Raw genomic sequence first — 23,665 nt, 5'->3', positions numbered from 1 at the left:
ATATGGCAAGGCCGCCGGCAAAGATCAACCTGGGGCGCGTGCCAGGGCAGGACGGTCGAAAGCGTCCGGCCCCCGGCGCACCGGGTTCGGCTGGACGGCCCGGCCCGGGGCGGCTACCAAGGTCGGGCAAGGAACGGGGCGCGAACGGAGGCGGCAGCATGGCATTCGGCAAGGATTCTCACCTGCATCTGATCGACGGATCGGCCTATATCTTTCGCGCCTATCACGCCCTGCCGCCACTCACCCGCAAATCCGACGGCCTGCCGGTGGGCGCCGTCGCGGGCTTTTGCAACCTGATCTGGAACGAGGTTGCCAACGGGTCGGCCAACAAGGCCCGCGCCACCCACATCGCGGTGATCTTCGATGCGTCCTCGCGCACCTTCCGCAACGAGATCTACCCCGAATACAAGGCCAACCGCCCGGACCTGCCCGAGGACCTGCGCCCGCAGTTCCCCTTTACCCGCGAGGCCACGCGCGCCTTCAACATCGCCTGCATCGAGATGGAGGGATTCGAGGCCGACGACATCATCGCCACGCTTGCGCGGCAGGCCGCCGAGGCGGGGGGCTCGTGCACCATCATTTCCTCGGACAAGGATCTGATGCAACTGGTCGGGCCCGGCATCGACATGTTCGATCCGATGAAAAACAAGACCATCGGCCCGGCCGAGGTGTTCGAAAAGTTCGGTGTCGGCCCGGAACGGGTGGTGGACGTGCAGTCGCTGGCTGGCGATCCCACCGACAACGTGCCCGGCGCGCCCGGGATCGGTCTGAAGACCGCGGCCCTGCTCATCAACGAATTCGGCGATCTGGACACGCTGCTGTCGCGCGCCGCCGAGATCAAGCAACCCAAGCGGCGCGAGACGCTGCTGGAAAAGGCCGACCAGATCCGCATCTCGCGCGAACTGGTCACGCTCAAGCGCGACACGCCGGTCGCGGTCGGGCTGGATACGCTGGCGGTGACCGCCCCCGATCCCGCGACCTTGCTGGATTTCCTTGGCCGGATGGAATTCCGCACCCTGACGCGGCGCATCGCCGACAAGCTGGGCGTGGCCCCGCCGGCGGTGTCCGAGGCCCCCGGATCGAAACCCGCGGACCCGTCTGCGCAGGACGCGTCCGCCCTGTCCGGCGCCACCACCCCGGTTCCGACCCCGCCCGCGCAGGCGTTCGACGCCGATGCCTATGTGTGCGTGCGCGATCTCGATACGCTGAACGACTGGGTCGCGCGCATCCGCGAGCAGGGTTATGTCGCGGTGGACACCGAGACCACCTCGCTCGATGAAATGCGCGCCGAGCTGGTCGGCGTCTCGCTGGCGCTGGCGCCCGGCGAGGCCTGCTACATCCCGCTCACGCACACCGAGGGCGCCGATGACCTCTTTGGTTCGGCCACGCGCCTGCCCGGCCAGATCGACCCCGAGGCCGCGCTGGCCGCGCTGAAACCCGTGCTCGAGGATCCCGCCATCCTGAAGATCGGGCAGAACATCAAGTATGACGCCAAGATCCTTGCCCGCCGGGGGATCGCCGTCGCGCCCTTCGACGACACCATGCTGATGAGCTACGCGCTGTTTTCCGGCCTGCACAATCACGGCATGGACGTGCTGTCGGAAACCTATCTGAACCATGTGCCGATCCCGATCAAACCTCTGCTCGGATCGGGCAAGTCCCAGCGCACCTTTGACAAGGTCGGGATCGACGAGGCGACGAAATACGCCGCCGAGGATGCCGATATCACGCTGCGCCTGTGGCAGACCCTGCGCCCGCGCCTGCACGTCGCCCAGGTCACGACGGTCTACGAAACGCTCGAACGACCGCTGGTTCCCGTCCTGGCCGAAATGGAGATGCACGGCATCACCGTCGATCGCGATACCCTGAGCCGCATGTCCAACGCCTTTGCCCAGTCGATGGCCGGGCTCGAGGCCGAGATCCACGAGATGGCCGGCGCGCCCTTCAATGTCGGCTCGCCCAAGCAACTGGGCGAGGTGCTGTTCGACAAGCTGGGCCTGCCCGGCGGGCAAAAGGGCCGCAACGGCGCCTATTCGACCGGCGCCGACATTCTGGAAGACCTGGCAACCGAACACGAACTGCCCGGAAAGGTGCTGGACTGGCGGCAGCTGTCGAAACTGAAATCGACCTATACCGATGCGCTGCAAAATCACATCAACCCGGAAACCGGGCGTGTGCACACCTCGTATGCGCAGACCGGGGCGAACACCGGGCGGCTGGCCTCGACCGATCCCAACCTGCAAAACATCCCCGTCCGCACCGAGGAAGGCCGCCGCATTCGCGAGGCCTTTGTCGCCGGGCCGGGGATGAAACTGGTCAGCCTGGACTACAGCCAGATCGAGCTGCGCATCCTGGCCCACACCGCCGACATCCCGGCGCTGAAACAGGCGTTCCATGACGGGTTGGACATTCACGCGATGACCGCCAGCCAGATGTTCAATGTGCCGCTAGACGAGATGACGCCCGAGATCCGCCGCCGCGCCAAGGCGATCAACTTCGGCGTGATCTACGGCATCTCGGGCTTTGGCCTGGCGCGCAACCTGCGCATCCCCCGGGCCGAGGCGCAGGACTTCATCGACACGTATTTCCAGCGTTTCCCGGGCATCCGGGACTATATGGACGCCACCATCGCCTTCGCGCGCGAGCATCTCTACGTGGAAACCCTGTTCGGCCGGCGCATCCACACGCCCGAGATCAACGCCAAGGGCCCGGCCGCCGGTTTTGCCCGGCGCGGGGCCATCAACGCGCCGATCCAGGGCACGGCCGCCGACATCATCCGCCGCGCGATGATCCGCATCCCCCAGGCGATTCGCGATCTGCCGGCCAAGATGCTGCTGCAAGTCCACGACGAACTGGTGTTCGAGGTCGAGGACGCCGCCGTGGACGAGACCATCGCCCGCGTCAAGGCGATCATGGAAGGCGCCGCCGCCCCGGCCGTGGACATCGCCGTGCCGCTGATCGTGGACGCGGGCGTCGGCCAGAACTGGGCGCAGGCGCATTGATGTTCCAGGGGTTTTCCAGCGCGCGGGTCGATCTGGACGAGGTCTCGCTACACGTCCGCCGGGGCGGGCGGGGCGTGCCGCTGATCCTGTTGCACGGCTTTCCGCAAAACCATCGCGCCTGGGGGCCGGTCGCGCAGGGGTTCGCGCGGCATTTCGACGTGATCGTGCCGGATCTGCGCGGCTATGGCGCCTCGGACGCGCCGGCTGACGACGCCGGGCATACGGTCTATTCCAAACGCCGCATGGCGCGCGACATCGTGGCCTTGATGGACCACCACGGGTTGGAAAAGGCCCATGTCCTCGGCCACGATCGGGGCGCGCGGGTGGCCTATCGCCTGGCGCTGGACCACCCGGGCCGCGTGGATCGGTTGGGGGTGATCGAAATCCTGCCCACCGCCGATTACTGGCGGGCGATGGATGCGGGTCTTGCCATGGCGATCTGGCACTGGCCCTTCCTGGCCCAGCCTGCGCCGCTGCCCGAAACGCTGATCGGCGCCCGCCCCGGCTGGTTCATCGAGACGCTGATGACCTCGTGGACGCGCGCGAAATCGCTGGCCGGCTTCGATCCGCAGGCGCTGGACAGCTACCGTGCCCAGGCCGCCGATCCCGCGCATCTGGCGGCCATGTGCGCCGATTACCGCGCCGGCGCCTCCACCGACCGCGACCATGACGAAGCCGACCGCGCGGCTGGCCGCCGCCTGTCGGCGCCCCTGCATGTCCTGTGGGCGCGCGGGGGCTTTCCGGCCCGCGCCGGCACCCCCCGCGCAGCCTGGAGCGCCTGGGCCGAGCAGGTGACCGACAGCCCCTGCGACAGCGGCCATTTCGTGATGGAGGAAGCGCCCGCCGCCGTGCTCGATGCCTTTTTGCCGCATTTTCGCGCCGGGTGACGCGACCCGGCGCGCCGCGATGTCCGATCCGATCCGGCCCGCCCGACCCTCCCTCCACCGCAAGGTGCCGATTGATGAGCCGCCCGCGCCCCCGCGCCCGTTCCACCGAACAGCCCCGCCTCGTCGCCTTCAACAAGCCGGCCGGCGTGCTCAGCCAGTGGACCGACGATCCCCACTGGCCCGGCCTCGCGCGGCTCCTGGCGCTGCCGGGCCTGGTGCCCGCGGGGCGGCTCGACGCCGACAGCGAGGGGCTGCTGCTGCTCACTAACGACGGCGCGTTGCAGGCCCGACTGACCGGGGGCGGCACAGAAAAGACCTATGCGGTTCTTGTCGCGGGCACCCCCTCGGCGCCGACGCTCGACCGGCTGCGCGCGGGGGTCTTGCTGGGTGACGGCCCAACCCGGCCGGCCCGGGTCACGGTCATCGCGCGTCCCTCGTGGCTGTGGCCACGCGAGCGGCCCGACCCGCCCGGAACCTGGCTCGACATCACCCTGACCGAGGGCCGCAATCGCCAGATCCGCCGCATGGCCAACGCCGTCGGCCACCCGGTCCTGCGACTCGTGCGGCACCGTGTCGGCGACAATGGTCTGGACGGCCTCGCGCCGGGGGCCTGGCAGGACCGGCCCCTTGCGTTCTTTGTGCCGTAAATATCCTCGGGGGTTTCCCAAGGGGGCAGACAGCCCCCTTGGGCGGGGGGTGCGGGGGGCTGGCCCCCCGCTACGCCCGCAACTGGCGCCCGTCCTGACCCTGGATGCGCGCCGCCACGATCTGCCCCACCGGCTGGTCCGCGGCAAAGCGCACCTCGGTGAACTGCTCGGTCCGGCCCATGCGCGGGCTCTCCATCAACACGCGATGGTCGCGCCCGACCTGCGCGGCCAGATGTTCGGCCGCCAGCACCGCGCCCAGGTCCCGCAACCGCGCCGCGCGGGCCCTGACCTCGGCCACGGGAACCTGCGGCATCCGCGCCGCGGGCGTGCCCTGGCGGGGCGAATAGGGAAAGACGTGCAGCCAGGTCAGCCCGCATTCGCGCGCCAGGGCCAGCGAGTTCTCGAACATCGCCTCGGTTTCCGTGGGAAAGCCTGCGATGATATCCGCGCCGTAGACAAGGTCGGGTCGCGCCGCGCGCATCGCGTGGCAAAAGCGGATGGCGTCGTCGCGCAGGTGGCGCCGCTTCATCCGTTTCAGGATCATGTCGTCGCCCGCCTGCAACGACAGGTGCAAATGCGGCATCAGGCGCGGTTCGCCGGCGATGGCGTCGATCAGGGCCGGGTCGGCCTCGATCGAATCGATGGACGAGATGCGCAGCCGTGCCAGATCGGGCACCAGCCGCAGGATCTTCTGCACCAGGTCGCCCAGCGCCGGCTGGCCGGGCAGGTCGGGCCCCCACGAGGTCAGATCGACCCCGGTCAGCACCACCTCGTGATAGCCCGCGCCGACCAGCCGCTTGATCTGTTCCACCACCACGCCCGCCGGCACCGAGCGCGAATTGCCCCGGCCGTAAGGAATGATGCAGAAGGTGCAGCGGTGGTCGCAGCCGTTTTGCACCTGCACATAGGCCCGCGCGCGGCTGCCGAACCCGTCGATCAGATGCCCCGCCGTTTCGCGCACGCTCAGGATGTCGTCCACCTGCACGCGTTCGGTCCGGCCGATCAGATCGGGCGTCAGCGCCGCCCAGGTCCCGGGCAGCATCTTTTCGTGATTGCCGATGACGCGCGTCACCTCGGGCATCGCGGCAAAGGTTTCGGGTTCGGTCTGCGCTGCGCAGCCGGTGACGATGATCGTCGCGCCGGGGGTTTCGCGGGCGATCCGGCGGATTTCCTGGCGGGCCTTGCGCACCGCCTCGGCGGTGACCGCGCAGGTGTTCACGACATGCGCGCCGCTGACCCCGGCCTCGCGGGCCAGGTCCTTCATCGCCTCGGTCTCATAGGCATTGAGCCGGCAGCCGAGCGTGGTGAACACGGGCGGCGCGCTCATGGTGTGGCCAGGGCCTCGGCGCTGAGCGTGCCGGTAAAGACCTCGGCCACGGGGCCGGTCAGCCAGACGCCATCGTCGCGCCAGTCGGCTTCCAGCGTGCCGCCGTCCAGGTCCATCACGACGCGCCGCCCGGTCAGGCCGCGCTGGGCCGTCGCCACCGCCACCGCGCAGGCGCCCGAGCCGCAGGCCAGCGTCACCCCCGCACCGCGTTCCCAGACCCGCATCCTGAGCCGGTCCTGCCCGGTCAGGCTGACGAATTCCACATTCGTGCGCTGGGGGAACAGCGGGTCGTGTTCGTAGCGCGGCCCCAGTGTGTCCAGCGCCACGGCCTCGGCATCCGCGACGATGAAGACGCAATGCGGGTTGCCCATGCCGACGGCGACGGGATCGCCGGGCAGGGGCAGGTGCTGGCTGTCCCCGGGACCGGCCAGAGGGATCGCCTGCCAGTCCAGCAGCGGCGCGCCCATGTTCACCCAGACCCGCCCGTCCTGCCGCACCGCCGTCAGCAGGCCGCGTTCGGTGCGGATGGTCAGTCGGTCGCGCCCGGTTTCGCGCATCACCAGCCAGGCGACGCAGCGGGTGGCGTTGCCGCAGGCCCCGGCCATGCTGCCGTCGGCGTTCCAGAAATCCAGCGCCAGGTCGGCGGCGTCGGCGTCGTCGTCGGCGGCATCGTCGCGCATCTCGGCCAGTTGGTCGAACCCCACGCCCCGGTGGCGGTCCCCCAACGCGCGCGCCAGCTCGGGCGTCGTCCGTGCCCCCAGTCCCCGCGCGGTTTGCCCGCGCGAGTCGAGGATCACGAAATCGTTGCCCGCTCCGTGCATCTTGCGGAAGGTCAGGCTCTGGGGGACGATGGTGCTCATACGCGCGGATATAGGCCAAAGCGCGCGCCGCCGCCAGTGTCAGGAGGGTTCAGGGATGCGCATCGCGATCTTCGGCGCCGGCGCAGTCGGCTGCTATCTCGGGGGGCGGCTTGCGGCGGCGGGGGGCGACGTGGTCCTGATCGGCCGCGCCCGGGTCGGCGCCGAGGTCGCGCGTGGGCTGGTGCTGACGGATTACCGGGGCGGGCGGGTCGAGACGGCGCCCCTGCCGTTCACCGAAGGGCCCGAGGGCGCGCGGGACGCCGCTCTGGTGCTGGTCTGCGTGAAAAGCGCCGCCAGCGCCGAGGCTGCCCGCGCGCTGCGCCCGCATCTGGCGCCCGATGCGGTTGTGGTCAGCTTTCAGAACGGGCTCGACAACGCGCAGGTGCTGGCCGAGGGGCTGGGTCGCCCGGTCCTGCGCGGGATGGTCGGCTTCAACGTTGCGGCGCAGGGGGCGGGCGGGTTCCACCAGGGCACGCAGGGCGGCTTGCATGTCGCCGATGACCCGCGCCTGCCGGTGGCCTTGTTCCGGCGCGCCGGGTTGGCCTTGACGCGGCACGCCGACATGGCGCCGGTGCTGCGCGCGAAGCTGATGCTGAACCTCAACAACGCGGTCAACGCGCTGTCCGGACTGCCCCTGCGCGCGGAACTGTCGCAGCGCGATTTCCGCCGCTGCCTGGCGCTGGCGCAAGAGGAATGGCTGGGCCTGTGTGCCCGGGCGGGGATGCCGCTGGCCCGGCTCACGCCCTTGCCCGCGCGGATGCTGCCCGGCGTGCTGCGCCTGCCCGATCCGCTGTTCCGCGCGCTGGCGGGCGGGATGCTCAGGATCGACCCGCTGGCGCGCTCGTCCATGGCCGACGACCTGGCGCAGGGCCGCGCGACGGAAATCGACTGGATCAACGGCGAGGTTCTGCGCCTGGCCCGCGCGCAGTCGCTCGAGGCCCCGGTAAACCGCCGCCTGGTCGCCCTGATCGGCGCGGGGCGTCGCGACTGGAGCGCGCCGGCGCTGCTGGGCGAACTCAGCGCGGCGCTGCGGCGCGGGACAGACGGTCGTTGATGGCGCGACCCAGCCCGCTGTGCGGAACGGGGGCAAAGGCGATGCGGCCCCCGGCGCCGGCCAGCGCGTCGGCCTCGTGCAATATGTGGAACAGGCGGGCGGCGGCCTCGGTCGTGTCGCCGGATTCGCTGAGGGTCAGCGCCGCGCCGGGGCAGGGGCCAAAGCCGACCCAGACCTCGCCCGGCTGCGGTGTCCCGGCCTCCAGCCGCACCCGCCCGCGCGGCGCATAATGCGAGGCCAACTGCCCGGGCGCGGTGATCGCGCCGCCCCGGGGCCGGCCGACGGTGAGGCCCAGCGCCTCGATCGCCTCGACCGCCAGACCGCCCGCGCGCAGCAGCGCGGGCTGGTGCCCGGTCGCATCCAGGATCGTCGATTCCAGCCCGACCGCGCAGGGCCCCGCGTCCACCACCGCGTCGATCCGCCCGTCCAGCCCCGCCAGCACATGCGCCGCGCTGACCGGGCTGATCCGCCCCGAGGGATTGGCCGAAGGCGCGGCCAACGGCCCGCCAAAGGCGGCCAGCAGCGCGCGCGCCACGGGATGCGCCGGCAGCCGGATCGCAACGGTATCGAGCCCGGCGGTGACCAGCGGCGACAGCCCGCCCTTGAGCGGCAGCACCAGCGTCAGCGGCCCGGGCCAGAACGCCGTCGCCAGCCGCCGCGCCAGCGGTGTCATCCGGGCGAAGACCTCGACCTGGGCCAGGTCGGCCAGATGCACGATCAGCGGGTTGAACCGGGGTCGGCCCTTGGCGGCAAAGATCGCCGCGACGGCGCGGTCGTTCGTGGCGTCGGCGGCCAGCCCGTAGACCGTTTCCGTCGGCATCGCCACCAGCCCGCCCGCGCGCAGCATCGCGGCGGCACGGCGCAGGTCGTCGGGCGCGGGGGAAAGGCGGCGCGTGTCGGGCATCGGGCGGTGACGTTGCGTTCTGGTTTCTCGGGGTGTCGGCTTGTGCGATCTTGCGGCAATACAGCCGTCAGCCGGGCTTGCCAAGCGGCTCGCCCTTTCGTTTCCGGAGCTCTGCCATGTCCTTCACCGCGCCCGTTGCCGATATCCGTTTCCTGCTGGACCAGGTGCTGGGGTATGATCGGCTGTCCGAAACCGAGACCTTCGCCGAGGCCGGCGCCGACGTGACCGAGGCCATCCTGGGCGAGTTGGGGCGGCTGTGCGACGGTGTGCTGGCGCCGCTCAATCGCCACGGCGACCTGACGCCGGCCAAGCTGGAAAACGGCGTGGTGCGCACCTCGCCCGGGTTCAAGGACGGCTACAAGGCGATTGCCGAGGGCGGCTGGCTGGGCATTGCCGCGACGCCCGAGTTCGGCGGAATGGGCCTGCCGCAGACCCTGAACACCGCCATGAACGAGATGATGTCGGGCGCGTGCCTGGCGCTGCAACTCTGCCCGCTGCTGAGCCAGGGCCAGATCGAGGCGCTGGAACACCACGCCAGCGACACGCTCAAGGACCTGTATCTGCCCAAACTCATCAGCGGCGAGTGGACCGGCACGATGAACCTGACCGAACCGCAGGCCGGCTCGGACGTGGGCGCGCTGCGCACCAGGGCGGTGGACAATGGCGACGGCACCTATGCCATCACCGGGCAGAAGATCTTCATCACCTGGGGCGATCACGATGTCGCCGAGAACGTCTGCCACCTGGTGCTGGCGCGTCTGCCCGACGGCGCGCCGGGCACCCGCGGCATCAGCCTGTTCATGGTGCCCAAGCTGATCCCCGACGCCGCCGGCAATCCCGGCGCGCGCAACGCCCTGCGCGTGGTCTCGCTTGAACACAAGCTGGGCATTCACGGCTCGCCGACCTGCGTGATGGCCTTCGAAGGGGCGACCGGCTGGCTGGTCGGCAAGCCGAACGGCGGTATGGCCGCGATGTTCACCATGATGAACAACGCCCGGCTGGGCGTCGGTGCGCAGGGCATCGGCGTGGCCGAGGCCGCCTATCAGCACGCGCTGGCCTATGCGCAGGACCGCAAGCAGGGGCGCACGCCCCTGGGCGAGGGCGCGATCATCGACCACGCCGACGTGCGCCGGATGCTGGCCGTGATGAAGGCCGAGATCTTCGCCGCCCGCGCCATCGCGCTGGATTGCGGTCTGGCGATCGACATGGGCAAGGCCACGGGCAAGGAAAGCTGGAAAGCCCGCGCCGCGCTGCTCACCCCGATCGCCAAGGCCCACGGCACGGACATCGGCTGCGAGGTGTCGTCGATGGGCGTGCAGATTCACGGCGGCATGGGGTTCATCGAGGAAACCGGCGCCGCGCAATATTTCCGCGATGCGCGCATCACACCGATCTACGAGGGGACCAACGGCATCCAGGCCATGGACCTTGTCGGGCGCAAGCTGATGGACGGCGGCGAGGCCGCCTGCCGCCTGCTGCAAGAGATCGAGGATACCGCCGAAGCGGCCCGGGGCCGGATGCCCGAACTGGCCGAAAAGGTCTGGAGCGCCGCGGAAACCCTGCGCGAGGCAACCGAATGGATGGTCGCGCAAGAGGCCAACGACCGCAACGCCGGCGCCGTGGCCTATCTGCGGGCCTTTGCCCGGGTTCTGGGCGGCGCCTACCACCTGAAGGCGGCGCTGGCCGATCCGCAGGGGCCGCGCTGTCGGCTTGCACATGTGTTCATGGATCGTATTCTGCCCGAGCACGAATCGCTGCTGGTGCAGGCCCGCGCCGGGGCTGCGCAGCTTTACGCCCTCTCGGCCGAGGACCTGATCTCCGCATGACCTCTCCCTCTACCGCGCGCCCCCCGTCGCGCCCCGCCGACCCCGGTATCCGGTATCCGTTCGAGGAACCGCCGGGGCCGGGCCAGGCGATCCAGGTCGCCCCGGGCGTGTTGTGGATGCGGCTGCCGCTGCCGATGGCGCTGGACCATGTGAATGTCTACGCGCTGGACGACGGCGCGCGGGGCTGGACGGTTATCGACACCGGCTTTGCCAGCCGATCCGCCCGCGCGGCGTGGCAGGATCTGATGGCCGGCCCCCTGAACGGCCGGCCGGTGCACCGCGTGGTGGTCACGCATCACCACCCCGACCACATCGGCCTGGCCGGCTGGTTCCAGGCGCAGCACGGCGCCGATCTGGTCACCACCCGCACCGCCTGGCTGTTCGCACGGATGCTGCTGCTGGACCGCCAGGACCAACCCGTCGCGGAAACCGTCGCGTATTGGCGCGGCGCCGGCGTGGACGAGGCCGAGATCGCCCGCCGGATGGGCGAGCGCCCCTTCAACTTCGCCGATGTGGTCGATCCCCTGCCGCTGGGTTTCACCCGCGTGGCCGAGGGCGACGAGATCGAGATCGGCGGCCGTCGCTGGCGGGTGCGCGTGGGACATGGCCACGCCCCCGAACACGCGACCTTCTGGAGCCTCGACGATGACCTGGTGATCGGCGGCGACCAGTTGTTGCCCGGGATCAGCGCCAATCTCGGCGTCTATGCGACCGAGCCCGACGCCGATCCGGTGGGCGAATGGATGACGAGTTGCCGCGCCCTGTCCGCCTTTGCCGAGGATCGCCACTTTGTGCTGCCCGGCCACAAGCTGCCCTTTACCGGCCTGCCGCTGCGCCTGACGCAGATGATCGACAACCACGTCGGCGCGCTGGGCCGGCTGGAACGCCACCTGACGACGCCGCACACCGCGATGCAATGCTTCGTGCCGATCTTCAAGCGCGAGATCACTGGCACGCAGGCCGGCATGGCCCTGGTCGAGGCCGTCGGGCATCTGAACCACCTGCTGCGCACCGGCCGGGCCCGGCGCTGGCGCGACGACCGCGGCGCGTGGTTGTGGCAGGCCACCGGCGTCTGAAGGGCCGCCTCGGACCCGGCCGGGACCCGCGCAAAGGCGGGTGACAGCCGCGGCGCCATCCGGTATGGAAGAAAAAAACTCTGGGAACGGGAGAAGACCCTTGGACTACGAACACGGCTCGATGGATGTGACCACGCAAGAGCACACCTTCCACGGTTTCCTCAAACTCGCGGTCTGGGTTGCGGCGATCGCGCTCGGCGTGCTGGTCTTCCTGGCGCTGGCCAACGCCTGAACGGCGCGCGTGCCCTGGCGGGGCGCGCGGCGACCTGGCGGCGCGGCCCCTTCCTGCCCGATCCAAAGGACCCTGTCATGCGTATCGTGACCCGGCTTCTGGCGCTCGTCGGCCTTGTGTTGCTGGCGGCGTGCACCAAACCCGTCCACAACGCGGCCGAGTCCGAGGTCGCCGCCGCCCGCTATCAGGCGGGCGAACCCTATGAGATCGTGCTGTTCAACGTGGTGAACAACGAACGAGGCTCGGGCGAGCATTCGGCCCTGATGATCAACGCGCCCAGTCAGCGCGTGCTGTTCGACCCGGCCGGAAGCTGGACCCATCCGCTGTCGCCCGAGGTGAACGACGTTCACTATGGCTTCGACGACAACCAGTTGTTCCGCTACACCTATTATCACGCGCGGCGCACCCATCACGTGCGCATCCAGCATTTGCAGGTCGCGCCCGAGACCGCCGAATACATCCTGCGCCTGGCCCAGCAGGAAGGGCCGGTGCCCGATGCCTTCTGCGCCAAGTCGATCGCCCATATCCTGCAACAGGTGCCCGAATTCGCCTGGATCGAAAGCTCGTTCTATCCGAACGCGCTGTCGGACCAGTTCGCCACCATCCCCGGCGTGGTCGAGGAAAACGTCTATTCCGACGCCGAACCCACCGAACGCCAGCAATACACGCAGTGATCCGGCAGGGGCCCCACGGGGCCCCTTTGCGTCAGGGCGCCAGCGCCACCCGCAACAGCGTCAGGGCGCCCAACACCAGCGCGCCTGACAGCATCGCCCAGATCGCGTTCCGGCGCCAGATCCCCACCAGCAGCGTCACCGCCACGGCGCCGAGCAGCGTGGGGTCGGGCAGGCCGGTTTCGGCCATCGGGCGGGCGATCTGCGGTGCCATGAGGCCCGGGATCACCGCAACCGGGGTGTAGCGCAACAGGCGCAGGGCCCAGCCCGGGATCTGCCGGCCGCCGATCATGCCCAGGAAGGAAAAGCGCAACGCAAAGGTTCCCGCGGCCAGCACCACGATCACCATCCAGACGGTCGTCGAAGACAGGGTCATGCGCCGCGTCCTTGTTGCCAGGTTTCGATCAGCGCGCCCGCGGCCATCGCCGCCAGCGCCGCCACCAGCAGGCCCAGGTTGTAGGGTATCCACGCCAGGGCCAGCGCCAGCACGACCGACACCAGCGCCGCACCGACATGCGCCAGCGTGCGCAGCATCGGCCCGATCAGCGCGATGAAGGCGATCGGCACGGCGGCGCCGATCGGCACGCTTTCGGGGATCTGGTTCCCCACCAGCGCGCCTGCCAGGGTGCCCAGATACCAGACCGGGCAGATCAGCGACACGACGCCAAAGTAATAGGCCACCTTGGCCGGCAAGCTCAGGCCCGGCTGCTGCTCGTAGCGCAGGATCGAGGTGGCATAGGCCTGATCGACCATCAGATAGGCGATCAGCGCACGCTGCCACAGCGGGGCCGCGCCGATATGCGGCGCCAGGCTGGCCGAATACATCGCCATGCGCAGGTTCACCGCCAACGCCGTGACCAGCACGATCACGGTGGGCGCGTGTTCGGTCATCAACTGCACCGCGGTCAGTTGCGCGGCACCGGCGATCACGGCAATGGTGAAACCCATGGTTTGCGCCAGGGTCAGCCCCGCATCCGTCGCGACCACGCCGAACACGATTCCGAACGGGCCCACGATCAGCACGAAGGGCCCGCCGTGGCGCAGGCCTTGCCAGAAGCTCTGGCGCGGGGTGATCGAGGCGGCGTCGAGGGTCATGGCGTCATCCGAATATGCCGGTCACGCGACCCAGCAGCATGAAGGCCCGGGCCGAGCGGGTCTCGGCGAATTGTGCGATCTCGCCGTCCGAGGCCTGCCCCTCGAACACGCTGAACCGGCGGTCGAAGGTGCGCAGGAATCGATGCGCGGATTCGCGGAACCCGGGGTCCGAGCGCATCCGCGCATAGGTCAGCGCCAGGCACGAACGGTCGCGGATTCCGCCCAGCGCCGCCACCTCGGGGCCGCGGGCGCCCTGGGCAAAGGCGCGCCAGACCTCGGGGCGGGCGCGGTCGGGGCGCAGGTCGTCCATGTAGATGCCTTCCTGCGACAGGGTGGTCAGAACATCCTGCGCGGCGCGCACCAGTTCGGCGGTCGCATGGTCGCTCAACGCCCGGCGCAGCGCGGCAAAGCCGGCCTGGTCGGTTTCCGTTTCGGGGAAATTCAGGGCGCGGATGAAATCCTGCGCGGGCAGGGGGTCGGCGGCGGGCAGCGGATTTTCCAGCGCCAGAACGTCCTGGTCCCCGCCGTCCGCGACCGGCGTGGCGGATGGCGTGCGCCGGGTTGCCGGGTCGCGGCGCGAGACGAACATCGCCAGGCGGTCCTCGGTGTGTTTCTGCGCGGCGGCGATCTGATCCAGCTTTTCCTCGACCGTGGGTTTCAGCGCCAGGCCCGCAGCCTGCTGTTCACGGATCCAGCCCCGGCGCATCCCCTCGACCGTGGCGTGCAGCCTGAGCGATTCGTCGCGCATCTCGCGTGCGGCGCGCAGCACCAGAACCGCCAGCCAGATCAGCGCGACCGGCAGGAACACCGCCAGGGCGACCACGACCAGCCCCAGCGTTTGCGCGATCTCGGCCCCGCGAAGGCCCAGCACGCGAAACGCCGCCACCAGCATCGCCAGCCAGATCAGCGACAGCACGAAGGCCAGCATCTCGCCCGACAGGCGCAGTTTGCCGCGGTGGGGCCGGGGCGGAGGGGCGTCCGACATTAGCGGTATTCGACCGCGAGCACCTCGTAGCTGCGCTCGCCGCCCGGGGTGCGGACCTCGACCGAATCGCCGGGTTCCTTGCCGATCAGGGCGCGCGCCAGCGGGGACCGGACGTTGAGCAGACCGTTCTCGATGTCGGCCTCGGATTCACCGACGATCTGATAGGTGCGCTCTTCGTCGGTGTCCTCATCGACGATGGTCACCGTCGCACCGAACTTGATCGAGCCCGACATCTTCGTCGGATCGATCACCTCGGCACGGCCCAGGATCCCCTCGAGTTCCTTGATACGGCCCTCGATGAAGCTCTGCTTCTCGCGCGCGGCGTGGTATTCCGCGTTTTCCGACAGATCGCCATGCTCGCGCGCCTCGGCAATGGCGCGGATCACGGCCGGCCGTTCCGTCGATTTCAGCGTGCGCAGTTCCTCGTCCAGGGCATCGAAGCCGCGGCGGGTCATGGGGATCTTTTCCATCGTGCTCACCAAACAAAAGAAAACGCCCACGGCCGGGGCCGGGGCAGCGCGGATCAACGCCCCTACCTGACCGCATGAACGGGCGAATTGCAAGCCCCGCGCGGCGGGCTTGTTGCCGCTGCGCGGGGCCTTGCCGCGCGGGTATCGCGCCAGCCTGTGGCGGTGATCGCCGCCACGCAGCGCCACAGGGCGATTCTGACGCGCGGTTCGCATTGACCAGATGCATCGGCAGAGGGTATTCCCCACGAAACAATATTGCGCCAGACGGCAGCCCCAGGGACCGAGGAGCCACCATGTCCGAGATCGAACGCGAAGCGATGGAATACGATGTCGTCATCGTCGGCGCGGGGCCGGCCGGCCTTTCGGCGGCGATCCGTTTGAAGCAGCTCGACGCCGACCTGAACGTTGTGGTGCTGGAAAAGGGGTCCGAGGTCGGTGCGCATATCCTGTCGGGCGCGGTGCTGGACCCCTCGGGGCTGACCCGGCTGATGCCCGACTGGAAGGACCGCGGCGCGCCGCTGAACGTGCCCGTCAAGGAGGACAACTTCCTCATGCTGGGCGAGGGTGGCAAGATCCGCGTGCCGAACTGGCCGATGCCGCCGCTGATGAACAACCACGGCAATTACATCGTCTCGATGGGCAATGTGTGCCGCTGGATGGCCGAGCAGGCCGAGGCAATGGGCGTCGAGATCTTCCCCGGCATGGCCGCCAGCGAACTGGTCTATGACGGCGACCGGGTCAAGGGCGTCGTCGCCGGCGAGTTCGGCAAGAACGCCGACGGCACCCCCGGCCCGGGCTACGAGCCGGGGATGGAACTGCACGGCAAATATGTCTTCATCGCCGAAGGTGTGCGCGGGTCGCTGGCCAAGCAACTGATCGCGAAATACGACCTGTCGAAGGGCAAATGCCCGCAGAAATTCGGCATCGGCATGAAAGAGATCTGGGAGATCGACCCGGCCAAGCACCGCGAGGGCACGGTCACCCACACCATGGGTTGGCCGCTGGGCGGGAACGCGGGCGGCGGGTCCTTTGTCTACCACTTTGAAAACAACCAGGTGCTGATCGGTTTCGTGGTGCACCTGAACTATGCCAATCCGCACCTCTATCCCTATATGGAATTCCAGCGGTTCAAGCATCACCCCGTGATCGCGGACCTGCTGGCGGGGGGCAAGCGGGTGGCCTATGGCGCCCGTGCGATCAGCGAGGGCGGCTGGCAGTCGATCCCCAAGTTGACGATGCCGGGCGCGGTGCTGTTGGGGTGCTCGGCCGGGCTGGTCAACGTGCCGCGGATCAAGGGCAACCATAACGCCATGCATTCCGGCATCGAGGCCGCCGAAGCCGCCCATGCGGCGATGCAGGCCGGCCGCGAGGGCGACGAATTGACCACCTACGAACAGACGCTGCGCAGCGGCGTGATCGGCAAGGACCTGAAAAAGGTCCGCAACGTCAAGCCGATGTGGTCCAAGTGGGGGCTGATGCCGTCGCTGGCGCTGGGCGGGCTGGACATGTGGACGAACACGCTGGGCTTCTCGCTGTTCGGCACGCTGCGGCACGGCAAGAACGACGCCAAGGCGACGGGCGAAGCCGCGCGGTTCAAGCGCATCGACTACCCGCGCCCGGATGGCGTGCTGTCCTTTGACCGGCTGACCAACGTGTCCTTCAGCGCCACGAATCACGAGGAAAGCCAGCCCTGCCACCTGAAGCTGGCCGATCCGTCGATCCCGATCGCGGTGAACCTGCCGAAATTCGACGAGCCCGCGCAACGCTATTGCCCGGCCGGCGTCTACGAGGTCGTGGAAAAGGACGGCAAACCGGAATTCGTCATCAATTTCCAGAATTGCGTGCACTGCAAGACCTGCGACATCAAGGACCCGTCGCAGAACATCACCTGGACCACGCCGCAGGGCGGCGACGGCCCGAACTATCCCAACATGTGACGGCGGGCGGGGCCGGTTTCCGGCCCCGAAACCGCTCGCGGTGGCGTGAACACGGCCCGGGCGCGGCGCATTGCCCTTCACTGGCGTGGCGGCTACATCTTGGAAACCCCCGCGACCGGAGACCTGCCCTTGCCTCTGCCCATGCCCCCGACCCTGTCGTCCCTGCGCGCGGCGCTGACCGCGATGTCCCTTCTGGCGGTCGCGGTGCCGGGTCTCGCCCAGGCTCAGGGCCTTGCCGGGGCCTATCTGGCGGCGCGCGAGGCCGGGGTGCAGAACGATTTCGCCGCCTCGATCACCTATCTCGAACGGCTGCACGCCGCCGATCCGCAGAATGCCGCGGCGCTGGAAACCCTGGTCGTGTCGGCCTTTTCCATCGGTGCGGTCGATACCGCCGCGCGCAATGCACAGGACCTGCGCGCGCTGGCCCCGGGCAACCGCGCCGCCGCCATGGTGCTGCTGGCCGGCGCCTTTCACGACCAGGACTATGCCGCGGCGCTGGGCTATGTCGATGCGACCCGCCCGGTCGTGCACCCGCTGATCGACGGGCTGGCGCAGGCCTGGGCCCAACTGGGTGCCGGCCGCATGTCCGAGGCGCAAGAGTCGCTGGACCGGGTCGCCGGAATCGACGGAATGCGGTCCTTTGCGCTCTATTGCCGGGCGTTGGCGCTGGCGCTGGTCGGCGATGTCGAAGGCGCCGTCGCGGTGATCGAGGACCCGCGCGACGGCGTGGCCGACTCGTTGAACCGGCGCGGCTATATCGCCTATGCGCAACTCTTGGGACTGACCGAACGCTACGACGACGCGGTCGCGCTGATCGACCGGGTCTTTGCCTCGGGGATGGACCCGGCGATCACGCGGATGCGCGCGGCCTACGCCGACCACCACGCGCTGCCGTTCGACTTGATCTCGACCCCGGCGCAGGGCATGGCCGAGGTTTTCGCCGTCATGGCCAGCGCGATGAGCGCGACACAGAACACGCATGAGGCGCTTATCTATGCCCAGGCGGCAGTCTGGATCAACCCGGACCTGACCGACGCGCAGATTCTGATCGGCCAGATCCTCGAGGATCTGGACCAGCCCGAGGCCGCCGCCGCCGCCTATGCCCGCATTCCTCAGGGCAGCGTTTTCGACATGGCGGCGCGCATGGGGCGCGCGCAGGTCCTCGAGGCGCAGGGCCAGGCCGGCGCGGCGCTGGACGAATTGCTGCAACTGGCCGCCGACAACCCCGACAGCTTTGCCGCCCAGACCGTGCTGGGCGATGCGCTGCGCCGCGACGCGCAATTCCCGCAGGCGGTCGCCGCCTATACCCGGGCGATCGACATCCTGCGCGCGAACGGGTTGGAACCCGAGTGGCAGACCTGGTTCGCCCGCGCGGTCGCCTATTCGCGCACCGACGACTGGGCCGCCGCCGAGTCTGATTTCCGCGCCGCGCTGGCGGTCGAACCGGATCAGCCGACCGTGCTGAACTATCTGGGCTATTCGCTGATCGAACGCGGCGAAAAGCTGGTCGAGGCGCTGGACATGATCCGCCGCGCCGTCGCCGCCGAGCCCGACAGCGGCTACATCGTGGACAGTCTGGCCTGGGCGCAGTTTCGGCTGGGGCATTACGAGGATGCCGTGCCCAACATGGAGCGCGCGGTCGAACTGCAACCGACGGATGCGATCCTCAACGACCATCTGGGCGATGTGTATTGGGCCGTCGGCCGCCACCGCGAGGCGCGGTTCCAATGGCGCCGGGCGCTGTCCTTTGCGCCGGCCGACGATCTGGACGAGGACCGCCTGCGCCGCAAGCTTGAGGTCGGTCTGGACGCCGTGCGCGCCGAGGCCGGGGAGCCGCCGCTGCATCCGGATCAGTGATGCGGGCCACCGCACCGGCAAAGATCAACCTGACATTGCACGTCACCGGCCAACGTGCGGATGGCTATCACCTGCTGGATTCGCTGGTGATCTTCACCGAATTCGGCGACGAGGTCGCGCTGCACGCCGGCACGGGTCTGTCGTTGGCGGTGACGGGGCCGCAGGCGGCCGGCCTGCTGGGCGAGGGGGACAACCTGATCCTGCGCGCGGCCCGCCTGATCGGCGCCCGCGACGCGGCGCTGTCCTTGGAAAAACACTTGCCCGTGGCCTCGGGGATGGGGGGCGGGTCCTCGGATGCGGCGACCGCGCTGCGGCTCGTGGCGCGCGCGCAGGGGCTGACGCTGCCGGGGACCGCGGCGCTGATGCGCCTGGGGGCCGACCTGCCGGTCTGTCTGGCCGCGCCTCGGCCGACGCGGATGCGCGGCCTGGGCGAGCACCTCGAGCCGGTCCTGGGGGTGCCGCCGCTGTGGCTGCTGTTGGTCAACCCCGGCGTCGGCCTGTCCACGCCCGCGGTTTTCAAGGCTCTGACGAAAAAGCACAATCCCCCGATGCCCGCAGCCCTGCCGCGATGGCGCGACGCCGCCGACCTGGCCGTCTGGCTGAGCGGGATGCGCAACGACCTCGAGGCTCCGGCGCGCGCACTTCTGCCGCCGGTGGCGGCGCTGCTGGACGAACTCGGCACGCAGCCCGGGTGCCTTTTGGCGCGGATGACCGGATCGGGGGCGACCTGCGTCGGGATCTTTGCGGACGAGCGCACCTGCCGCGCGGCGGAACGCCGCCTGAGCGTGCCGGGGCGCTTCGTTCAGGCCACGCGCAGCCTGGCCTGACGCCAATGTCCGGCCGGGTCAGCTAACCCGCTTCACCACGAAATCGGCCAGATCGGCCAGCATGTCCTTGAGCGGGTGCGCCGGCAGCGGGGCCAGCGCGGACCTTGCCCGATCCGCCCAGTCGAGGGCCGTCCGGCGCGTGCTTTCCAGCGTGCCATGGCGGGCCAGCAGCGTCATCGCGTGATCCAGATCGCCCTCGGCCTGCTGGCCCTTGCCGATGGTCCGGTCCCAGAACGCGCGTTCGTCGGCATCGGCGGCGGCGATCGCGCGGATCACCGGCAGGGTCAGCTTGCCCTCGCGGAAATCGTCGCCCAGGTTTTTGCCCAGCCCGTCGCCCGCGCCTCCGTAATCCAGAAAATCGTCCACAATCTGGAAACAGATCCCCAGCGCATCGCCATAGTCATAGAGCGCCTGCACCTGGGCCTCGTCCGAGCCGGCGATGACCGGGCCGACCTGCGTCGCGGCGGAAAACAGCGCGGCGGTCTTGCCGCGAATCACCTTGAAATAGGTCGCCTCCGTGGTGGCGGTGTTCTGCGCCGCGGTCAGTTGCAGCACCTCGCCCTCGGCGATCACGGCGGCAGCGTTCGACAGGATCGTCAGCGCGCGCAGGTTTCCCGGTTCGACCATCAACTGGAACGCCCGGGCAAAGAGATAGTCCCCGACCAGCACGCTCGACTTGTTGTCCCAAAGCAGGTTCGCCGTCGGACGGCCCCGGCGCTGGGCGCTTTCGTCCACCACGTCGTCATGCAGCAGCGTCGCCGTGTGGATGAATTCGACCGTCGCCGCCAGCTTGACATGCGCGTCGCCATCGTAGCCGCAGAGACGCGCCGCCGCCAGCGTCATCATCGGCCGGATGCGCTTGCCGCCGGCCTCGATCAGATGCGCGGTGACCTCGGGGATGCGCGGCGCATTCTCGGACGCCATTCGCTGCCGGATCAAGGTGTTGACCGCTGCCATGTCCAGCGACAAGGCCTGCGACAGGGCCTCGAGCGGGTTGATCTGGGTGGTGCTCATCCTCGGCCGCTTCCCCGCTTTGACAAGCGCGGGCGCTTGCCGTTTAGTGACGGGATGAAAGAACTCTTGCGCACCTCGAACCCCACGATCATCCCCTTCGCGACGGCCCTTCTCGGCGCCGAAGGTATAGAGGCGTTTGCAGTGGACGTCCATATGAGCGCGCTGGCCATCGTGCCGCAGCGCCTGATGGTGCGCGAGCGCGATCTGTTCCTGGCCCGGGCCATCCTGCGCGACAACAACGTGCCCCTGGATGACTGACGACACCACGCTCGACGTCTTTCTGGGCGGCCGGTTGCGCATTCGTCAGCCGCGCACGGGCTACCGCGCGGCGACCGATCCGATTCTGCTGGCCGCCGCGGTCGGCGCGCGGGCGGGGGATTCGATCCTGGAACTGGGTTGCGGCGTGGGCGTGGCGCTGCTGGCGCTGGCCACGCGCGTTCCGGACCTGCGGCTTTGCGCGGTCGAACGGCAGGCAGCCTATGCCGATCTCGCCCGGTTGAACGCGCGCGAGAACGGGATTGTTGCCGAAATCGAAACAGCCGATCTGATGGCCTTGCCCAGTGGGCTGCGCGTGGGGTTCGACCATGTGCTGGCGAACCCGCCCTATTACCGCGCCGGCTCGCCGGCGGCGCAGGACGCCGGCCGCGACGCCGCCCTGCGCGAGGAGACGCCCCTGTCCGACTGGGTGGGGCAGGGGCTGAAACGCGTCAAACCCGGCGGATATCTGACCCTCATTCACCTGGCCGAGCGACTGCCCGCGTTGCTGGCGGCCCTCGACGGTCCGGCGGGCGCCATCGCGGTGCGCCCGCTGGCGCCACGCGCGGAACGGCAGGCGGGGCGCGTTCTGATCCAGGCCCGCAAGGGGGCGAAGGGTCCCTTCCGCCTGTTGCCGCCCCTGGTGCTGCACCTGGGCGCCGCGCATCGCGCCGACGGCGACGATTTCTCGCCCGCCGCGCAGGCCCTGTTGCGGGACGCCCGGGGGCTGGACTGGGGCTGATCGGCGGTGCCTGGCCGGCCCGTCAAAATCGACGCAAATCGGCTTCGGGTTTTGTGTGACAAATGGATGAAACTGTGGTGCACTGAGGTCACGGACACCCGGAAACAGGAGGATACTCATGTCCTTGACTTCGCATCTTCAGGAACTGCGCCGCCGCCATCAGGCCCTCGCCGAAAAGGTCGAGGCTGCGCAACGGGCGCCCGGCGCGGATGATCTGGCGATCGCCGAATTGAAGAAGCAGAAGTTGCGTCTGAAGGAGGAGATCACGCGCCTCGCGGCTGAGTGATCCTGCGCCCGGCGCGCGCCGCAATCAGTGCGCCGCCGGCTATGAGACCTGCGGCCAGGGCCAGCGACAGGCTGGCCGTGGCCAGCCCGCTGAGAACCAGCACCAGGGTGGACAAGAGCGGCGCCGCGTATGAGGCCGTGCCAAGCAGTTGTATGTCGCCGCGCTTGACGCCGACATCCCACGTATAGAACGCCAGGCCGACCGGGCCCAGGCCCAGGGCCAGCACCGCCATCCAGCCGCGGATTCCCTGCGGCCAGACCGTCTGTTCCAGCACCAGATGCGCCAGCAGCGACAGGCCGGCCGTCGCCAGGCAGGTCACCGCGACCGCGGCCGTGGGCACGCCTGCCAGCCGACGCGAGCCCAGCGAATACCCCGCCCAGGTCAGCGCCGCGACAAAGGCCACCGCATAGCCCCCCGCCGCGCCCGAGACCCCGCCAATCCCGCCCGCGACGATCAGCGCGGCGCCCGCAAAGGCCAGCAGCGCGCCGGCGATATGGCCGCGCGTCAGCACCTCGCCGGGCAACAGCCCCGAGAACAGCACAATCAGCAGCGGCCAGAGGTAGCAGATCAGGCCGGCCTCGGCCGGGGGGGCCAATCGGAGGGCCGTGAAATAGAGAAAATGGTAGCCGAAAAGCCCAGCGGTGCCAAAGGCATAGGCCTTGATCGGGACCCTGCGCAGAACCGCCGTGCCGCCCGTTGCGCGCAGCCACACCAGCCCCACCGCGCCGCCGATGGCAAAGGTCATCGCCGACAGCAGAAACGGGGGCACCGGCGCACTGGCTACGGTGAAGACCGCCAGCAGGGACCAGAGCGCCACCGCCGAAAACCCGATGCCTGTGGCCTTGCCGCGCGTCATGTCCGCCCCCGTTTTCGACCGCGCCTTGTCGCAAAAGCAAAAAGAGGGGGCAAGGCCCCCTCTTGCGCCCGGATTTCGGGGCGATCAGACGAAGAACTGTCCGCCGTTCGCACTGATGGTCGAACCGTTGACAAAGCCCGCGTCGTCGGACACCAGGAACGCCACGCAGCGCGCGATTTCCGCGGGCTCGCCCAGGCGGCCGGTGGGGATCTGGGCGATGATCGATTCGCGCACTTTCTCGGGCACGGCCATGACCATCTCCGTCGCGATATAGCCGGGGCAGATCGCGTTGGCGGTGATGCCGAAGCGCGCGCCTTCCTGCGCCAGCGACTTGACGATGCCCAGGTCGCCGGCCTTGGTCGCGGCATAGTTCACCTGCCCGAACTGGCCCTTCTGTCCGTTGATCGAACTGATGACCACGACGCGGCCGAACTTGCGCTCGCGCATGCCGGGCCAGACGGGGTGCACGGTGTTGAACACGCCGGTCAGGTTGGTGTCGATCACCTGCTTCCACTGATCGGGTGTCATCTTGTGGAAGGGGGCGTCGCGGGTGATGCCGGCGTTGGCCACGACCACGTCAATGGGGCCCAGATCGGCTTCGACCGCGGCGATGCCGGCCTTCGATGCCTCGTAATCCGCGACATTCCACTTGTAGGTCTTGATGCCGGTTTCGGCGGTGAAGGCCGAGGCGGCCTCGTCATTGCCGGCGTAGTTCGCCGCGACCGTGTAGCCGGCGGCCTTCAACGCCTGTGAAATCGCCGCGCCAATGCCGCGCGACCCGCCGGTAACCAGTGCAACCCGTCCCATACTGTCCTCCTGAGGATAACCGTTCTTGAAATTCTGTTACCGAATATA

24 protein-coding genes are annotated in these 23,665 nt (G+C 69.2%); 14 read left to right on the top strand and 10 right to left on the bottom strand.

Annotated elements, in window-relative coordinates; translation table 11 throughout:
- The first annotated feature begins 158 nt into the window (after positions 1–158).
- From polA to H6900_16555, 3 genes are all read left to right on the top strand, one after another.
- Positions 159–3,002 carry a DNA polymerase I gene (gene polA, locus H6900_16565; protein MCC0074893.1) on the top strand — a complete coding sequence of 948 codons (2,844 nt, stop codon included), beginning with the start codon at positions 159–161 and terminating at the stop codon, positions 3,000–3,002.
- Positions 3,002–3,889 carry an alpha/beta hydrolase gene (locus H6900_16560; GenBank protein MCC0074892.1) on the top strand — a complete coding sequence of 296 codons (888 nt, stop codon included), beginning with the start codon at positions 3,002–3,004 and terminating at the stop codon, positions 3,887–3,889. The genes polA and H6900_16560 overlap by 1 nt, the downstream gene beginning before the upstream one ends.
- Before the next feature lie 74 nt (positions 3,890–3,963).
- Positions 3,964–4,536, top strand: a complete 573-nt coding sequence (locus H6900_16555; protein MCC0074891.1) for a pseudouridine synthase — start codon at positions 3,964–3,966, stop codon at positions 4,534–4,536.
- A 70-nt stretch (positions 4,537–4,606) separates the two neighbouring features.
- Here H6900_16555 and mtaB read toward each other — a convergent pair whose 3' ends face one another.
- Both mtaB and H6900_16545 read right to left on the bottom strand, forming a co-directional pair.
- A complete protein-coding gene (mtaB, locus tag H6900_16550) occupies positions 4,607–5,863 on the bottom strand; it encodes a tRNA (N(6)-L-threonylcarbamoyladenosine(37)-C(2))-methylthiotransferase MtaB (protein MCC0074890.1) in 1,257 nt (418 codons plus the stop codon).
- The gene (locus H6900_16545) at positions 5,860–6,723 is read right to left on the bottom strand and encodes a diaminopimelate epimerase (GenBank protein ID MCC0074889.1); all 864 of its coding nucleotides are present in this window, start codon (positions 6,721–6,723) and stop codon (positions 5,860–5,862) included. The genes mtaB and H6900_16545 overlap by 4 nt, the downstream gene beginning before the upstream one ends.
- A 55-nt stretch (positions 6,724–6,778) precedes the next feature.
- Here H6900_16545 and H6900_16540 point away from each other — a divergent pair, with 55 nt between their 5' ends.
- Complete coding sequence (locus tag H6900_16540) at positions 6,779–7,777, top strand: 2-dehydropantoate 2-reductase (GenBank protein MCC0074888.1); 999 nt, start codon at positions 6,779–6,781, stop codon at positions 7,775–7,777.
- Here H6900_16540 and H6900_16535 read toward each other — a convergent pair.
- A complete protein-coding gene (locus H6900_16535) occupies positions 7,740–8,681 on the bottom strand; it encodes a threonylcarbamoyl-AMP synthase (GenBank protein MCC0074887.1) in 942 nt (313 codons plus the stop codon). The two genes, H6900_16540 and H6900_16535, sit on opposite strands and share 38 nt — an antisense overlap.
- Before the next feature lie 116 nt (positions 8,682–8,797).
- Between H6900_16535 and H6900_16530 the strand changes: the two genes are divergently transcribed.
- From H6900_16530 to H6900_16515, 4 genes are all read left to right on the top strand, one after another.
- Positions 8,798–10,507 carry an acyl-CoA dehydrogenase gene (locus H6900_16530; GenBank protein MCC0074886.1) on the top strand — a complete coding sequence of 570 codons (1,710 nt, stop codon included), beginning with the start codon at positions 8,798–8,800 and terminating at the stop codon, positions 10,505–10,507.
- Positions 10,504–11,583, top strand: a complete 1,080-nt coding sequence (locus H6900_16525) for an MBL fold metallo-hydrolase (GenBank protein MCC0074885.1) — start codon at positions 10,504–10,506, stop codon at positions 11,581–11,583. The genes H6900_16530 and H6900_16525 overlap by 4 nt, the downstream gene beginning before the upstream one ends.
- Positions 11,584–11,647: 64 nt before the next feature.
- Positions 11,648–11,815, top strand: a complete 168-nt coding sequence (locus H6900_16520) for an aa3-type cytochrome c oxidase subunit IV (protein MCC0074884.1) — start codon at positions 11,648–11,650, stop codon at positions 11,813–11,815.
- Between the two features lie 77 nt (positions 11,816–11,892).
- Positions 11,893–12,489, top strand: coding sequence for a hypothetical protein (locus H6900_16515; protein MCC0074883.1), 597 nt, complete (start codon positions 11,893–11,895; stop codon positions 12,487–12,489).
- A gap of 31 nt (positions 12,490–12,520) precedes the next feature.
- Here H6900_16515 and H6900_16510 read toward each other — a convergent pair whose 3' ends face one another.
- Genes H6900_16510 through greA form a run of 4 tightly spaced genes read right to left on the bottom strand, consistent with a single transcriptional unit; the run spans position 12,521 to position 15,036 of the window.
- Positions 12,521–12,862 (bottom strand): AzlD domain-containing protein, encoded by a 342-nt coding sequence (locus H6900_16510; protein MCC0074882.1) that lies wholly within the window; start codon positions 12,860–12,862, stop codon positions 12,521–12,523.
- Complete coding sequence (locus tag H6900_16505) at positions 12,859–13,581, bottom strand: AzlC family ABC transporter permease (protein ID MCC0074881.1); 723 nt, start codon at positions 13,579–13,581, stop codon at positions 12,859–12,861. Before H6900_16505 ends, H6900_16510 begins: the two co-directional genes overlap by 4 nt.
- A gap of 4 nt (positions 13,582–13,585) precedes the next feature.
- Positions 13,586–14,566 carry a hypothetical protein gene (locus H6900_16500; GenBank protein MCC0074880.1) on the bottom strand — a complete coding sequence of 327 codons (981 nt, stop codon included), beginning with the start codon at positions 14,564–14,566 and terminating at the stop codon, positions 13,586–13,588.
- The gene (greA, locus tag H6900_16495) at positions 14,566–15,036 is read right to left on the bottom strand and encodes a transcription elongation factor GreA (protein MCC0074879.1); all 471 of its coding nucleotides are present in this window, start codon (positions 15,034–15,036) and stop codon (positions 14,566–14,568) included. Before greA ends, H6900_16500 begins: the two co-directional genes overlap by 1 nt.
- A 293-nt stretch (positions 15,037–15,329) precedes the next feature.
- Here greA and H6900_16490 point away from each other — a divergent pair, with 293 nt between their 5' ends.
- From H6900_16490 to H6900_16480, 3 genes are all read left to right on the top strand, one after another.
- Positions 15,330–16,973, top strand: a complete 1,644-nt coding sequence (locus H6900_16490; GenBank protein ID MCC0074878.1) for an electron transfer flavoprotein-ubiquinone oxidoreductase — start codon at positions 15,330–15,332, stop codon at positions 16,971–16,973.
- A 141-nt stretch (positions 16,974–17,114) separates the two neighbouring features.
- Positions 17,115–18,830, top strand: a complete 1,716-nt coding sequence (locus H6900_16485) for a tetratricopeptide repeat protein (protein ID MCC0074877.1) — start codon at positions 17,115–17,117, stop codon at positions 18,828–18,830.
- On the top strand, positions 18,830–19,657 hold the full coding sequence (locus tag H6900_16480; GenBank protein MCC0074876.1) for a 4-(cytidine 5'-diphospho)-2-C-methyl-D-erythritol kinase: 828 nt from the start codon (positions 18,830–18,832) through the stop codon (positions 19,655–19,657). Before H6900_16485 ends, H6900_16480 begins: the two co-directional genes overlap by 1 nt.
- An 18-nt stretch (positions 19,658–19,675) precedes the next feature.
- Here the strand turns inward: H6900_16480 and H6900_16475 are convergent, their stop codons facing one another.
- A complete protein-coding gene (locus H6900_16475) occupies positions 19,676–20,824 on the bottom strand; it encodes a polyprenyl synthetase family protein (GenBank protein ID MCC0074875.1) in 1,149 nt (382 codons plus the stop codon).
- On the opposite strand from H6900_16475, the gene H6900_16470 reads away from it, so the two are divergent.
- The 3 genes from H6900_16470 (at position 20,726) to H6900_16460 (ending at position 21,954) form a co-directional block, all read left to right on the top strand.
- On the top strand, positions 20,726–20,929 hold the full coding sequence (locus H6900_16470; protein ID MCC0074874.1) for a DUF2007 domain-containing protein: 204 nt from the start codon (positions 20,726–20,728) through the stop codon (positions 20,927–20,929). The two genes, H6900_16475 and H6900_16470, sit on opposite strands and share 99 nt — an antisense overlap.
- Entirely contained in the window at positions 20,922–21,668 is a 747-nt protein-coding gene (locus H6900_16465) for a methyltransferase (GenBank protein ID MCC0074873.1), read from the top strand. Before H6900_16470 ends, H6900_16465 begins: the two co-directional genes overlap by 8 nt.
- A gap of 118 nt (positions 21,669–21,786) precedes the next feature.
- Complete coding sequence (locus H6900_16460) at positions 21,787–21,954, top strand: DUF465 domain-containing protein (GenBank protein MCC0074872.1); 168 nt, start codon at positions 21,787–21,789, stop codon at positions 21,952–21,954.
- Here the strand turns inward: H6900_16460 and H6900_16455 are convergent.
- Together H6900_16455 and phbB are read right to left on the bottom strand one after the other, a co-directional pair.
- Positions 21,932–22,810 (bottom strand): DMT family transporter, encoded by an 879-nt coding sequence (locus H6900_16455; protein MCC0074871.1) that lies wholly within the window; start codon positions 22,808–22,810, stop codon positions 21,932–21,934. The genes H6900_16460 and H6900_16455 overlap by 23 nt on opposite strands.
- 84 nt (positions 22,811–22,894) lie before the next feature.
- Positions 22,895–23,617 (bottom strand): acetoacetyl-CoA reductase, encoded by a 723-nt coding sequence (phbB, locus tag H6900_16450; GenBank protein ID MCC0074870.1) that lies wholly within the window; start codon positions 23,615–23,617, stop codon positions 22,895–22,897.
- Between the last annotated feature and the right edge of the window lie 48 nt (positions 23,618–23,665).

This window comes from Rhodobacter sp., from assembly GCA_020637515.1.
Taxonomy (GTDB): domain Bacteria; phylum Pseudomonadota; class Alphaproteobacteria; order Rhodobacterales; family Rhodobacteraceae; genus Pararhodobacter.
Note: the sequence above shows the minus strand (reverse complement) of the source record. Positions and strands in the feature narration are given on the sequence as shown.

Coding starts and splice junctions, on each gene's coding strand:
- polA (MCC0074893.1), top strand. CDS start 159: ATGGCATTCGGCAAGGATTCTCACCTGCATCTGATCGACGGATCGGCC.
- H6900_16560 (MCC0074892.1), top strand. CDS start 3,002: ATGTTCCAGGGGTTTTCCAGCGCGCGGGTCGATCTGGACGAGGTCTCG.
- H6900_16555 (MCC0074891.1), top strand. CDS start 3,964: ATGAGCCGCCCGCGCCCCCGCGCCCGTTCCACCGAACAGCCCCGCCTC.
- mtaB (MCC0074890.1), bottom strand. CDS start 5,863: ATGAGCGCGCCGCCCGTGTTCACCACGCTCGGCTGCCGGCTCAATGCC.
- H6900_16545 (MCC0074889.1), bottom strand. CDS start 6,723: ATGAGCACCATCGTCCCCCAGAGCCTGACCTTCCGCAAGATGCACGGA.
- H6900_16540 (MCC0074888.1), top strand. CDS start 6,779: ATGCGCATCGCGATCTTCGGCGCCGGCGCAGTCGGCTGCTATCTCGGG.
- H6900_16535 (MCC0074887.1), bottom strand. CDS start 8,681: ATGCCCGACACGCGCCGCCTTTCCCCCGCGCCCGACGACCTGCGCCGT.
- H6900_16530 (MCC0074886.1), top strand. CDS start 8,798: ATGTCCTTCACCGCGCCCGTTGCCGATATCCGTTTCCTGCTGGACCAG.
- H6900_16525 (MCC0074885.1), top strand. CDS start 10,504: ATGACCTCTCCCTCTACCGCGCGCCCCCCGTCGCGCCCCGCCGACCCC.
- H6900_16520 (MCC0074884.1), top strand. CDS start 11,648: ATGGAAGAAAAAAACTCTGGGAACGGGAGAAGACCCTTGGACTACGAA.
- H6900_16515 (MCC0074883.1), top strand. CDS start 11,893: ATGCGTATCGTGACCCGGCTTCTGGCGCTCGTCGGCCTTGTGTTGCTG.
- H6900_16510 (MCC0074882.1), bottom strand. CDS start 12,862: ATGACCCTGTCTTCGACGACCGTCTGGATGGTGATCGTGGTGCTGGCC.
- H6900_16505 (MCC0074881.1), bottom strand. CDS start 13,581: ATGACCCTCGACGCCGCCTCGATCACCCCGCGCCAGAGCTTCTGGCAA.
- H6900_16500 (MCC0074880.1), bottom strand. CDS start 14,566: ATGTCGGACGCCCCTCCGCCCCGGCCCCACCGCGGCAAACTGCGCCTG.
- greA (MCC0074879.1), bottom strand. CDS start 15,036: ATGGAAAAGATCCCCATGACCCGCCGCGGCTTCGATGCCCTGGACGAG.
- H6900_16490 (MCC0074878.1), top strand. CDS start 15,330: ATGTCCGAGATCGAACGCGAAGCGATGGAATACGATGTCGTCATCGTC.
- H6900_16485 (MCC0074877.1), top strand. CDS start 17,115: ATGCCCCCGACCCTGTCGTCCCTGCGCGCGGCGCTGACCGCGATGTCC.
- H6900_16480 (MCC0074876.1), top strand. CDS start 18,830: ATGCGGGCCACCGCACCGGCAAAGATCAACCTGACATTGCACGTCACC.
- H6900_16470 (MCC0074874.1), top strand. CDS start 20,726: ATGAAAGAACTCTTGCGCACCTCGAACCCCACGATCATCCCCTTCGCG.
- H6900_16475 (MCC0074875.1), bottom strand. CDS start 20,824: ATGGACGTCCACTGCAAACGCCTCTATACCTTCGGCGCCGAGAAGGGC.
- H6900_16465 (MCC0074873.1), top strand. CDS start 20,922: ATGACTGACGACACCACGCTCGACGTCTTTCTGGGCGGCCGGTTGCGC.
- H6900_16460 (MCC0074872.1), top strand. CDS start 21,787: ATGTCCTTGACTTCGCATCTTCAGGAACTGCGCCGCCGCCATCAGGCC.
- H6900_16455 (MCC0074871.1), bottom strand. CDS start 22,810: ATGACGCGCGGCAAGGCCACAGGCATCGGGTTTTCGGCGGTGGCGCTC.
- phbB (MCC0074870.1), bottom strand. CDS start 23,617: ATGGGACGGGTTGCACTGGTTACCGGCGGGTCGCGCGGCATTGGCGCG.